At 59.3% G+C, this 12,617-nt stretch carries 12 protein-coding genes and 1 tRNA gene; 3 read left to right on the top strand and 10 right to left on the bottom strand.

Going from position 1 to position 12,617, the window contains the following annotated elements; translation table 11 throughout:
* Positions 1-46: 46 nt before the first annotated feature.
* The 10 genes from IF205_RS03650 to IF205_RS03605 form a co-directional block, all read right to left on the bottom strand.
* Positions 47-817: a phage Gp37/Gp68 family protein gene (locus IF205_RS03650; RefSeq protein ID WP_259781937.1), complete on the bottom strand. Its 771-nt coding sequence runs from the start codon at positions 815-817 to the stop codon at positions 47-49.
* Between the two features lie 209 nt (positions 818-1,026).
* Positions 1,027-1,101: transfer RNA gene (locus IF205_RS03645), tRNA-Gln, on the bottom strand.
* Between the two features lie 70 nt (positions 1,102-1,171).
* Positions 1,172-2,047 (bottom strand): 4-(cytidine 5'-diphospho)-2-C-methyl-D-erythritol kinase, encoded by an 876-nt coding sequence (locus tag IF205_RS03640; RefSeq protein ID WP_259781936.1) that lies wholly within the window; start codon positions 2,045-2,047, stop codon positions 1,172-1,174.
* Positions 2,048-2,066: 19 nt separating this feature from the next.
* Positions 2,067-3,791, bottom strand: coding sequence for a tetratricopeptide repeat protein (locus IF205_RS03635; protein ID WP_259781935.1), 1,725 nt, complete (start codon positions 3,789-3,791; stop codon positions 2,067-2,069).
* 65 nt (positions 3,792-3,856) lie between these two features.
* Positions 3,857-4,354, bottom strand: a complete 498-nt coding sequence (locus tag IF205_RS03630) for an RNA pyrophosphohydrolase (RefSeq protein WP_259781934.1) — start codon at positions 4,352-4,354, stop codon at positions 3,857-3,859.
* A gap of 61 nt (positions 4,355-4,415) precedes the next feature.
* The gene (locus IF205_RS03625; protein ID WP_259781933.1) at positions 4,416-5,684 is read right to left on the bottom strand and encodes a divergent polysaccharide deacetylase family protein; all 1,269 of its coding nucleotides are present in this window, start codon (positions 5,682-5,684) and stop codon (positions 4,416-4,418) included.
* 91 nt (positions 5,685-5,775) lie between these two features.
* Entirely contained in the window at positions 5,776-7,116 is a 1,341-nt protein-coding gene (locus tag IF205_RS03620) for a S41 family peptidase (RefSeq protein ID WP_259781932.1), read from the bottom strand.
* Positions 7,113-8,342, bottom strand: a complete 1,230-nt coding sequence (locus tag IF205_RS03615; protein ID WP_259781931.1) for a murein hydrolase activator EnvC family protein — start codon at positions 8,340-8,342, stop codon at positions 7,113-7,115. Before IF205_RS03615 ends, IF205_RS03620 begins: the two co-directional genes overlap by 4 nt.
* 28 nt (positions 8,343-8,370) lie before the next feature.
* Positions 8,371-9,927, bottom strand: a complete 1,557-nt coding sequence (gene gpmI / locus IF205_RS03610) for a 2,3-bisphosphoglycerate-independent phosphoglycerate mutase (protein WP_259781930.1) — start codon at positions 9,925-9,927, stop codon at positions 8,371-8,373.
* A gap of 146 nt (positions 9,928-10,073) precedes the next feature.
* Positions 10,074-10,328 carry a hypothetical protein gene (locus IF205_RS03605; RefSeq protein WP_259781929.1) on the bottom strand — a complete coding sequence of 85 codons (255 nt, stop codon included), beginning with the start codon at positions 10,326-10,328 and terminating at the stop codon, positions 10,074-10,076.
* A 95-nt stretch (positions 10,329-10,423) separates the two neighbouring features.
* Between IF205_RS03605 and IF205_RS03600 the strand changes: the two genes are divergently transcribed.
* The 3 genes from IF205_RS03600 (at position 10,424) to IF205_RS03590 (ending at position 12,598) form a co-directional block, all read left to right on the top strand.
* Positions 10,424-11,296: a DMT family transporter gene (locus IF205_RS03600; RefSeq protein WP_259781928.1), complete on the top strand. Its 873-nt coding sequence runs from the start codon at positions 10,424-10,426 to the stop codon at positions 11,294-11,296.
* A 73-nt stretch (positions 11,297-11,369) separates the two neighbouring features.
* Positions 11,370-11,999 carry a gamma-glutamylcyclotransferase gene (locus tag IF205_RS03595; RefSeq protein WP_259781927.1) on the top strand — a complete coding sequence of 210 codons (630 nt, stop codon included), beginning with the start codon at positions 11,370-11,372 and terminating at the stop codon, positions 11,997-11,999.
* The gene (locus tag IF205_RS03590) at positions 11,996-12,598 is read left to right on the top strand and encodes an HD domain-containing protein (RefSeq protein ID WP_259781926.1); all 603 of its coding nucleotides are present in this window, start codon (positions 11,996-11,998) and stop codon (positions 12,596-12,598) included. The genes IF205_RS03595 and IF205_RS03590 overlap by 4 nt, the downstream gene beginning before the upstream one ends.
* The last annotated feature ends 19 nt before the right edge of the window (positions 12,599-12,617 follow it).

Below are 12,617 nucleotides of genomic sequence, written 5' to 3'. Positions count from 1 at the left end.
TATGGCCCAAATTCGGTTTGTCATTCGCACAAGGCTTAAGCTCTAGTCACAAGAGACTAGGCATTTCATCCCAGACCTGCCCTCTATACGTACGACCGTTGGCCTTTTTGGATCTGCGCTTGTTATCCTTGCCCCAAGTGCCCCACTGCTTAAAGAAAAAGGCCGAGTCGTATATTTGACATTGCAAATAAATCTCGTCAATCCAAACTTCCCTTATTGGGCGAGCTCTTGGGCCACTTTCGCCACCAACAATTGCCCAATGTATATCAGTTAGATCGACAGAACCAACAGCACCTATAAGAGGCTCAAATGATATAAACCGAATTTTTGCGGGGACAGCTCGCAACACCGAAATTCTGCCTGCCGTCTCCGAATTTTCAACGCTTGTTCCAAGCCAAACATTCTCAAGCACAGGTAGTTGAGCTTCATCAAATACCGCAATCATTCTTTCTGGTCGTTTGGTTAATATTTGATAGTTATGTTGCGGAGTGCGCGCCATCACAGACCAAACATCTGCAACAAATTCGTTCGGAACATCTTCGTGAAACAGGTCGCTCATTGAGTTGACAAAGATTTGTCTCGGCTTTCTCCATTTTAAAGGAGCTTCAAGTGACTTGTAGTCTAGCTTTACCCCACCACGCCATACTGTACGGGAACCACTCCTACGAGTTAACCCGGAATACTTATCAACCCCCATTGCTTCCAAACGCCGAGCCATTTCCATTGCGTAACAATTTGAACAACCCGCAGACACAATGGAGCATCCGGCAACAGGATTCCATGTTGCATCAGTCCATTCTATAGTAGTTTCAGCCATAAGAGATACTCGACTAAGCAATATGCTGAATGGCAGACTTTTATTCGGAAGCCTACATAAACTAGTGCTATGCGTGCGACACTATATCCTCTGATTTTCTGTTCGCACAACCACCATAAATAGATATTGAACAAAAAGTGAACATTTCCTCAATAGTCAAATATTATAATAAACAAAAAAGCGGGCTCCATACGGAACCCGCTTTCTTTTGGCTGGGGCGGTAGGATTCGAACCTACGGTACACGATACCAAAAACCGATGCCTTACCACTTGGCCACGCCCCATCAGCGACGCGCAATTTATGCATTCTCTTCTAAAATGGCAAGACCGATTTTACCACAAATCGTCCGGTCTTCAAATCGGCCGCGCCCCGGAAAAGCGTGTGGATTGGGCCCACCAGCCGGGATGGGTGGTGCGGAACACGTCGGCGGCGCGGGCGGCGTGACCGGGGTCGTCGAACAGGCCGAAACAGGTGGCGCCACTGCCGGACATGCGCGCCAGGCGACAGCCGTCCAGCCCCTCCAAGGCGGCCAGCATCTCGCCCACCACCGGGGCGATGTTGACCGCCGGGGCCATCAGGTCGTTGCGCCTTGTGTGGAGCGCGGCCAGGAAGGACGCCGGGTCGGCAAAGGCCGCGTCGGGGATGCGATCCGCCGGGCCAAAGGCCCCATTCAGCGCCTTGAAAACCTGCGGGGTTGATACCCCCTGCAGCGGGTTCACCAGCAACACGCCCAGATCGGGCAGGTCGGGCGCAGAGGTGACTTCCTCGCCGATGCCCGCCATATGGGCAGGCCGCCCGTGCAGACAAACCGGCACATCCGCACCAAGGCCCAGCGCCAGATCGTCCAGTGCGGTGCGGTCCGGGTTCAGGTCCCAGAAGTCACAAAGCGCGGTCAGGGCAGCCGCCGCATCGGCAGAGCCGCCGCCAATCCCGGCGGCAACCGGTATGGTCTTGTCAAGATGGATCGCCGCGCCCAGGGTCACCCCGCAGAGATCGCGCAATTCACTGGCCGCCCGCAGGATCAGATTGTCCGGCCCGTCGGTCAGACCGTCGGCAAACGGCCCGCCGATGGTGAGCGACAGCCCCTCCCCCGGTGACACCATCAACCGGTCGCCGAATTCCGTGAAGGCCACGAGGCTTTCCAGCAGATGATAACCATCCGCGCGCTGGCCGGTCACATGGAGGTAGAGATTGACCTTGGCCGCCGCGGTTACCGTCACTGATTGCATGGCTTTCGTCCGAAAAGCGTCAGTCCGTCAGACCATTCTCGATCTTTTTTCGGAGTTCGTCCCCGTCAATCTCGTCTGATTCAAAAATCGATGCACGTTCCCACTGGTAACGGGCCTCGCGTTTGCGGCCCACCTTCCAATAGGCGTCACCCAGATGGTCATTGATCACCGGTTCGGTCGGTTCCAGACTGACGGCGCGTTCCAGTTCACGCACGGCATCGTCATATTTGCCCAGCCTGTAATAGGCCCAGCCCAGACTGTCGACCACATAGCCGGTATACCGCTGTTCCACCGCCTTTTTCAGCATCGCCTGCGCCCGGTCCAGGTTGCGGCCCATATCGACCCAGCTATAGCCCAGATAGTTGAGAACCTCCGGCTGGTCCGGCTGCAGTTCAAGCGCCTTGAGGAAATCCTTTTCCGCCGGGTCCCAGTTCTTCTGGCGTTCTTCGGCCATGCCGCGCAGATAGTAATAGAGCCAGTATTCCGGGCGGTCGTCCTTGAGGCGTTTGATCAGCCGGTCATAGGTTTCCGACATTTCCGGATAACGCTGTTCGGAATGATAAATCTGACCCAGGCTGCGCAGCGCGCCGATCTGGTCCGGCCGTTCCAGCGACAGTTTTTCCAGCGTGCTGATGGCTTCCTTCGGCTTCTTGAGATCATAGAGGTCGGAGGCAATCAGAACCTTGGACTGCCAGGCATAGGGAGAGCCCTCGCCCACATTGCCATAGGCCGCGATGGCCTGATCGAAAAGCTGGCGGTCCTCCAGCAGCCCCCCCATCAGGATATTCGCCTTGTCCAGCGACGGGTTCAGCCAGGTCGACAAGCGCAGGAAGATCATGCCGTTTTCCCAAAGACTGCGCGAATAGGGAATGGCGATCTGGTAGACGCCCTCGGCAATCGCATCCGCCGGAGTTGCGGCCAGCGGTGGCAGCGCCTGCTTTTTCATGAGCTGCGCCATATCCGCTTCCATTTCCACCTGGTTCGGCACGCGCACCAGATACTGGCTCAGCAATTCGCGGGCCTCGTCCGTGCGCCCTTCGGCCAGACGTACGCGAATTAAAGCCCGCACCAGCAGGCCCGGCGCTTTCAGCGGGTCTTCCACCTGGGACATATAGGCCGTTTCCGCGCCTTTCAGATCACCGAAATGCTGGCGTACCATGCCTTCCATCAGGGCCGCGATCCCGGCGAAGGACTTGCGCAAGGGCTCGATCGCCTTCAGCGCCGCGTCCTGCTTTCCGGCCCCGGCCTCCGCCCAGATCTTGGAAAGCTGGATCAGAACATCGTTATGGCCGTCCTGTGCTTCCTTCAGATAGCCCAGAGCCCCGTCCCAATCCTCACGCTTGATTGCATCCAGTGCCAGGTAGGTCACGACAAGCGGCGGAACACCGGTCTTGCTGTCATATATTTCCTTGGCGAGCGTCAGGGCGCGATCCATGTCTCCCGCGCCCATATTCGCCTGGAAGGCCCGCACGCGCAGCATGATATTATCCGGGCGCTCGGCAAGTGCGGCATCAAGGAAGGCGGCAGACTGTGGAAAATTGCTCAGCCGTTCGGCATGCAGACCCGACAGGTAATTGCCATAGACGTTGAGGTCTTCCACGGGCATGGCGCCGGACTTGTCGGCCTGTGCCGGCAAGGCGGACAGGCAGGCGATTGCCAGCATACCACCGCTGAGCGCCGCGCGACCGGCCTTTGTCCAAATCCGCATCTGCCTCTTCATGCCGTCCGTTCCCAAACCGTTCATTTCCTGTTCCTTCCCGCGGATACTAACGCGACGTCGATACTTCTGCCTGTGGACAAGGCGGCAAATCAGTCGTCTTGTTTTGTGAGATGGGCATCGACCAGGGGCGCAAACTCCCGGACGACCTGGTCATAGGTGTCCCGCTTGAAGGGGACGATCAGGTCACTCAGCCGGTCCAGCGCCACCCATTGCCATTCACTGAATTCCGGATGGTGACTGTCCAGCACGATATCGCTGTCGTCACCACGGAACAGCAACAGGAACCATTTCTGCGTCTGGCCGCGATAGCGCCCTTTCCAGACCCTGCGCGACAACTCCCGCGGCAGGTCATAGGCGTACCAGTTTTCCGACTCGCCCAGGATCATGGCATTGTCGGTCCCGATCTCTTCCTTCAACTCGCGCAAGGCCGCTTCTGCCGGTTCTTCGCCCTCGTCGATACCGCCCTGCGGCATCTGCCAATGGTCACCCGGCGTATCAATCCGGTTGCCAACAAAAACATGGCCCGCGCCGTTCACAACCATCAATCCCACGCAGGGCCGGTAGGGCCGATCTTCCTGTTGATCCATCTCTAGGGCTTTCCACTGCTGATACATACAATACATTCGTTTGACGTCATGGCCTCCGCCTCTAGCCGCTGCCCTGCGCATTCTTGCGATAGCCGCCCGCGACCACGCCGGAGACCGGGATCAGGGCAATGCCCTTGGCGGCCAGTTCACGGGACCAGACACGCAGACGGTTCAGACTGGCCGGGAAGGGATGCACCACGCCCACCGCGACACCTTTCGCCCGGGCAATCGTCTCCAGACGGGCCAACTGCCCCACAATACTGGCGCGGTCCGGCGGGTTGTCCAGAACCAAATCCGCAACAACCGCAGGCGCATCCGTATCACGCGCCACATCGCGGGTCATCGAAAGCGGTGCCGCACCATTGTCGACATAAAGCAGGCCACGCGCGGCCAACTGGGTCAACACCGGCGTCAACAGTTCCACATTCCCGCTGAAACGGGTGCCCTCGAAATTGATCAGGCCCACATAGCCCGTCGCACGGGTCAACACCCAGTTCAGCTTTTTCATATTCTCCGCGGCGTCATAGCTGGTCATCAGGGCATAGGGACCAGGATCGCTGCGCGGATAGTCATAGGGTTCCATCGGCAGGGTCAGCAAAACCTCGTGACCACCGGTCCGCGCCTTGTCGATCCAGTCCGACAGGCCGCCTGCATAGGATGCAAAACCCAGGGTCATCGCGCCGGGCAAGCCGATCGCCTCTTCCGACAAGGCCTGGTTCAGGCCCAGATCGGTCACCACGATGGCAACCTTCGGGCGCTTGTCCAGGCTGTTGAACATACGGGCATAGACCCGCCAGGGCTGACGCCCGTCCGCAGCAATCTTTGGCAGCGGGCCAAGCGGCGTTTCCTCAACCAGGTTCGGATCGGGTTGCGGCTGGAGGATCTGATTGGAATCCGGCTGAAGTTCAGGGGTGGGTGGCGCGGTTTCCTGCGACGCCATCTCTTGATGATTGTCGCCTTCCCCGTGACTGTCCCCGCCCTGATCCGTGGACGACGCATGCGCGTCTCCGGCCATTTCCTGCCCCGCATCGCCAGCCGGAACGGGCGGCCCGCCGGGAAGAGGCTGCACCACCAGCTTGGGGCGCAGCGCCATCATTTCCGACTGGATGTCGTCGGCATGGGTGGAGAGATAGTAGACCGTGCCACCGGCAACGGCGGCCACGCCCAGATAAGCCAGCGCCACCCCGCCCCAGGGCAGCCACTTCCGGAAACCCGTCGGCTTCCGGTCTTCATCCGACTCAAAATCCTGAGCCGGGTCAAAATCTGGCTGAAAGGCCGCTTCCTCTCCGCTTCCCTTGGAAGAAGAGAAGAAGGGCAATTTCAGTTTCACTATCTTCGGCAGCTTCAGCGTCAACCGTCCCGCACTGTCTTAAACAGCGCTTTCCAACTCACCAAACCCCATTCGTACCTTTTTCGCTCCGTTACTGGTCGCTCATGCCGCGATAGAGCGAAATGGCCCGGACAAGGTCCACGGCACGGGAAAGCTGGTAATCCTGCTGGGCCAGATCCGTGCTGTTGTCGATTGCCGGTTCCTCGTCGCCAGCGCCATTGGTCGTGGTATCCGCGCCCTCGTCCGCAGGGGCCGTATCCGCGCCGCCTGACTGATCGTTGGTCAGGGCGTTGCGCAGGTCTGCCTCATGACGGAAGCGGGATTCCACTTTCTCCAGTTTGGCCTGCTGTACCATGATATCGGGGACAATACCCTTGGCCTGGATCGACCGGCCGCTCGGCGTGTAATAACGCTGCGTCGTCAGTTTCAGACCGGCGTTGAACTGCGGCAGCGGGAAGATGGTCTGGACCGACCCCTTACCGAAGCTGGGTTCACCGACGATGATCGCGCGACCATGATCCTGCAGGGCGCCTGCCACGATTTCCGAGGCACTGGCCGACCCGCCGTTGATCAGCACCACCAGCGGCAGACCGTCTGTCGCATCGCCCGGACGGGCGCGGAAGTCCTGCGCATTGGCGTTGTCACGGCCACGGGTGGAAACCACCAGACCGCGTTCCAGGAAGGTATCGGAGACCGAGATCGCCTGATCCAGCAGACCGCCCGGATTGTTCCGCAGGTCCAGGACATAACCGACAATACCGTCTTCGGCCTTTTCATTCAGGCGGCGGATTGCCTTGTCCAGACCCGGCTGCGTCTGTTCGTTGAAGCGCGAAATGCGGATATAGCCCACATTGCCGCCTTCGACCCGATAGCGCACGGAGCGAATCTTGATCTTGTCGCGGGTGACGGTAACTTCGAACGGTTCCGCGCCTTTGCGGGCAATACCGAGGACGATATCCTCGCCAACGCCGCCGCGCATTTTCTCGACGGCCTCGTCCAGGCTCATGCCCTGAACCGATTCACCGTCCAGATGGGTGATGTAGTCACCGGCCTTCAGGCCCGCACGATAGGCCGGGGTGTCGTCAATCGGCGTGACCACCTTGACGAAACCGTTTTCCATCGTGACCTCGATGCCCAGGCCGCCGAATTCGCCGCGCGTATCGGTGCGCATGGCGTCGTAATCCTTGGCAGGCAGGTAGCTGGAATGAGGATCAAGAGAGCGCAGCATCCCCTGGATCGCCGCCTCGATCAGTTGTTCCTCACTGACCTCTTCAACATAGTTTTCGCGAACCTGTTCAAAAACTTTTGAGAAGAGATCGAGAGATTTGAAGGTCTCCTGCTCGTCGGCAAAAGCGGCAGGTCCGTGCAACAGAACACTTAGGCCAACAGCAGCTCCGATCTTGAGGGCCGTCGCCCGTCCAAACTTCATCATCCATGCACCCTAATGCTTGCGGCCGAAATCCAATTCAGCGGGTTAACCGGTTGTCCATCACGCCGCAATTCCACATACAATTCCGGGTTGCGGCCGTCTTGACCACCACCCATAACACCGACGGGCTCTCCCGCCAACAGCCACTGTCCAGTTACGACGCTTAACTGATCAAAGCCCGATAGAACAGTATGATATCCGCCCCGATGTTCAATAATCAAGATCAGCCCGTGATCACGAAATTTTCCGGCAAATGTGATGCGCCCGTCATGGGGGGCGACGACCTGTGCCTGACGGCGGGTACTGATTTTCAGACCCTTGGCCGATTGCCCGTATCCCAAATCCTGTCCATAGCGTTGGACCAGCCTGCCGGTGACCGGCGCATTGACCCGGCCATGATCGGGAAAAGCCTTTACGTCAAAGGGGGCCACATCCGGCATTTGCGGCGGACGGACGGCCAGCGCCCCGTCCGACGGGGCCGGCGGCACCTGCCCTGCCTCGGGCATCGGGGGGGCGGGCCTCGGCGCGGGTCTGGTCCGGTTCAGTTTTTCCATCAGGTCCTTGATGGACTTTGCCTCATTGACCAGTTTCGACACCCGTTCCGCGCTTTGGCTGCGGTCCCGGTTCATCTGTTCCGCCAGACGCTGTTTTCGTTTGATCAGGTCTTCCATCCGGGCGCGTTTCGACCGTAGCTGGTCCTTGGCCCTGGACAGGTCCGACAGCTTGCCCGCGATATCAAGCTCCACTTCCTTAAGCGCGGCCAGTTCCACCCGCAGGATATCCGCCCGGTCGCGCAGCGCAGGCACCGCGGCCTGCAGCAGCATCGCGCTATGCACAGCCTCGAGCGGCTCACCGGGATAGAGGAAAAAGTTGCGGGTTGAATCGGTACTGAGCTTGCTCAACGCGCCAAGTGTGCCGCTGAGCTTTTCGCTGCTTTTGTTGAGATCACGCTTGCGGTCGTCCTGGTCCTTGCGCAGGGCGACAAGCTGATCCTCAAGATTGGTAATCAGGGCTTCCTGTTCCTGGGTCCTGGCCGCCGCCGCGATCATTTCCTGACGCAGGTCCGCCGCCTCGCTTTTCAACCGGGCGGCCTTGGCCTTCAGATCCTTGACGCGCTGTTTTTCCTTGGACAGCTTGTCTTCGATCTTTTCCAGTTTTCCCGATGTGCTGGCCGGGGCCGCCCCCGGCATCAGCACAGCACCGACCATTGCCGCGGAGACCAGCGGCACTACCCATTTCCTGAAACCTGTCCGGCGCCTATTCGGCAGCAGTCTGTTGCGCATGTTGGATGAGGGAACGTCCCGTCATTTCCGCTGGTTGTTCAAGCCCCATCAAGTCTAGCAGCGTCGGTGCCACATCCGCCAGTCGTCCTTTATGTAAATTGACAACGTCGCCCCCTGCACCGACCAGCACCAGCGGCACCGGGTTCAGGGTATGGGCGGTATGGGCCTGGCCCGTTTTCGGGTCCTGCATCTGTTCCGCATTGCCGTGGTCGGCGGTAATCAGCATGGCGCCGCCCACCTTTTCCACCGCACCTGCAAGGCGTCCGATGCAGTTGTCGACGGTTTCCACCGCCTTGACAGCCGCCGACAGGACACCGGTATGGCCGACCATATCCGTATTGGCGAAATTCACCACGATCAGGTCGAAGGTTTCATTTTCGATGGCCTCGACCAGTTTGTCCGCCACTTCCGGCGCGGACATTTCCGGCTGCAGGTCGTACGTGGCAACCTTTGGCGAAGGCACCAGGATACGTTCTTCGCCCTCGAACACGTCTTCCGCGCCACCGTTGAAGAAAAAGGTCACATGGGCGTATTTCTCGGTCTCGGCAATGCGAAGCTGCTTCAGGCCGTGGCCGGCAACCACCGCGCCCAGAACATTCTTCAGGTCTTCCGCCGGAAACAGCGTCTCGAGGAAGGCATTATGGGCCTTGGAATATTCCACCATGCCAAGTGCTGCAGCAAAGTGAACAGCCTTGCCACGGTCGAAACCGTCAAAGGCCGGGTCCAGCAGCGCCGACAGGATTTCACGCGCGCGGTCGGCGCGGAAATTTGCCATCAGAACACCATCGCCATCGGCCATGCCCGCGTAACCGCCCACCACCGTCGGCAGCACGAATTCGTCATAGGCTTCCCTGGCATAGGACTGGTCGATTGCCTCCAGCGCCGATGCGGCGGCCTCGCCCTGCCCGGCCGCCATCGCAGAATAGGCTTTGACCACGCGGTCCCAGTTCTTGTCGCGGTCCATGGCGAAATAACGCCCGGACACGGTGACCACCTCGGCATTCGGGGCGGCAGCCAGGAATTCTTCCATATAGGGTTTGGCGCTTTGCGGCGGCGTGTCGCGGCCATCCAGGATCGCATGGACCTTCACCGGCACACCTGCCGCATGCAGCACATTGGCCAGCGCCGCCATATGCGCCTGATGGGCGTGAACGCCACCCGGCGACAGCAGGCCCAGAAGATGGGCGGCCCCACCGCTTTCCTTCAATTTGGCGATGAAGGACTGAAGCTGGGGCAGCTTTGCCAATTCGCCATTTTCAACCACCTGGTCAATACGCGGCAGATCCTGCAGGACAACCCGGCCCGCGCCCAGGTTCATGTGACCGACTTCGGAATTGCCCATCTGGCCTTTCGGCAGGCCGACAAATGTTTCGGAGGCTTCCAGTTGCGCCCGCGGACAGGAGGCGACAAAGCGGTCCCAATTGGGGGTGTTGGCCTGTGCAACGGCGTTGTTTTCCGTGTCGGTCCGGTCTCCCCAACCGTCCAGAATGCATAGGACAACGGGACGCTTTTTAAGGGAAATATCTGCCATGGTTCTGTCTTGCTTCCTGTGCGGGTTGGTCAGCGCGGGCCACCTCGCCCCGCCAAAAATGATCCACAGGCCGTATATAGGCCAAGCGCGCCCAAAATGCCACCCCAGGCCGGGTGGGGAAAAGCCACCCTTTTGACGGGGTATGCCTAGTCTTCAGACAGTTTGTGACTGTCCGCCGCGGTCAGGTCCAGCCCGTAGGCCTCACGCATGGTTTCGATGAAGGCCAACGTTTCATTCCCGAAAGGAACCTTACCCTCGAAACTGTGGAGCACGATGCCTTCTAGAAGGTCACCCAAGGTCATGTCGTGGCGCGCCGCGATAGCCTTCAGGATCTTGAGCACCCTCTTTTCAACCCGCACCCCCGTCTGGACCCGTTCGATTTTCTTGCTTTTACCGGCCATACCGGCACCTCCCCGTCCCACATCGGAAAATTCACTCTTTACAAATCGTGTATATTGGTACCAAGGTATTAATATAACATCAAGGGAAAAGACCAATGTCCAACACATCTCAGGCGATCCTGCTGGCTTTCGCCGCAACGGCCCTGTTCGCCATTGCGGCAGCCCTTGCCAAAGTCGCCGTGCAGGAATTTCATTTTCTGCAGATTTTGTTTGTACGGCAGGTCATTGTCCTGCTGTCGGCCCTGCCCACCCTGGTCAGAACCTTCCCGGCCAGCCTGAAAACCGGCCATCCGCTGACGCATGGCCTACGTTTGCTTGCCGCCTTCACCGCCCTGTCGTCCGGCATTTGGGCGGTGGAGGTTCTGCCCCTGACAACCGCCATAACCCTGGCCTTTGCACAGATCTTTTTCACAGCCCTCCTTGCCTCAAAATTCCTGAATGAGCCAGTCGGGCCACAGCGGCTGATCACCATTCTGGTGGGTTTTATCGGGGTGGTTATCGTGATGCGTCCCACGGTCGACGGAATGCTGAACATACATGCCGTGATCCCTGTGGCCGGTGCTTTCGGCGCGGCCATTGCCGTGGTCTGCGTGCGCAAGCTCAGCCAAAGCGAAAGCACCGCCACCCTACTTGCCTATCAGTCGGTTTTCGTCGGCCTAATCGCCGCCCTTCCGCTTCCCTGGGTCTGGGTCACGCCCACGGCGCTGGAGCTTTCGCTGCTCATCGCCATCGGAGTGATCTCAACCGCCGCCCAATGGATCGGCGTCAAAGCCTTGCGCCTGGGCGAGGCCAGCGTCATCGGCAATGTCGAATATATGAAGCTGATCTATGCCGCGCTTATCGGTTACTTTGTGTTCTCGGAAATCCCGGACCGCTACACAATTATTGGGGCGGCTATCATCATTGCCTCTTCAGCGCATATCATTCACCGTGAAACACGCCAGAAAGCACAGGCGAAACACGCCTGAGAACCACTGCCCTTGAGTCACAGGCGAGGCGGATTAAGATAGAAATCCGCCAACAAAGACATGGGACTTCCAGATGCAGCCACCCATCGATCCTCCCAATGCCTATCCCAAGCTGGACGAAGCCGTTCGCGATCATATGAAGCGCGAGCTTCTGGCAACCCTGCCCACCGACCGGGACATGTGGGTTTTCGGCTATGGCTCGCTGTTGTGGAACCCCGGTTTCGACCATGTGGAGGCCCTGCCTGCCACGCTGGTCGGCTGGCACCGGTCGTTTTGCGTTTACTCGCACCGCTATCGCGGTACGCCGGAAAATCCGGGTTTGGTTCTGGGCCTGGATCAGGGCGGGGAATGTCACGGCATGGTCTTCCGCACCCGGCCCGACCAGTCCCATGCCGCCATGGATTATCTGTGGGACCGGGAAATGGTCACTGGGGTTTACGAGCCGATAGAGGCAATGGCACAGGTCGGATCGAAGGAAATTTCCTGCCGCACCTTCGTGGCGGACCAGGCCCATCCGCAATATGCGGGCGGCCTGGACCAGCAGGAGGTGCTGGAGCTGATCCGCAAGGCACAGGGCGCTGCCGGCCCCAACCGGGACTATCTGATCAACACCGTGCGTCATCTGGACGAAATGGGGATCGAAGACCCGGCCCTGCATGATCTGGCCCGCATCATCGAGGCGGAAGAATCCGGCGGCGCATGATGCTGACAAAACGCTTCGACGACGCCTTTCAACTGGCCCATGACCTGCACCGGGAACAGACCCGGAAGGGGTCGTCCGTTCCCTATATCAGCCATCTGATGGCCGTGGCCGGGCTGGTGCTGGAATTCGGCGGGGACGAGGATATGGCTATTGCCGCCCTGTTGCATGATGCCGTGGAAGATCAGGGTGGGCAGGCGACGCTGGACAAGATCGGGGAGCGTTTCGGCGCGCGGGTGGCCGGGCTGGTGCTGTCCTGTACCGACAAGATCGAACGGACAGCCGCCGATGATGCCCCAGCCGCCTGGCGCAAACGCAAGGAAAAGGACATCGCCGCCATCGACGGCAAGTCCGCGCCGGAACTGCTGATCACGGCCTGTGACAAGCTGCATAACCTGCGCACGATCGTGACCGACCACCGCCACCTGGGAGATGCGCTTTGGGCGCGTTTCAACGGCGGTCGCGACGGAACATTGTGGTATTACCGGGAAATGATCGCAGCATTGGACCGAAAGGAAATATCGGCCCCGCTGCTTGCAGAGTTGCACTTCAACTTTGGCTGCCTGGAGGGCCAAATCAGCGACCGGAAGGCAATCCCCTGAGAGGCGCGTGCCGGTCGAT

The sequence above is a fragment of the Aestuariispira ectoiniformans genome, from assembly GCF_025136295.1.
Taxonomy (GTDB): Bacteria; Pseudomonadota; Alphaproteobacteria; order UBA8366; family Aestuariispiraceae; genus Aestuariispira_A; species Aestuariispira_A ectoiniformans.
Note: the sequence above shows the minus strand (reverse complement) of the source record. Positions and strands in the feature narration are given on the sequence as shown.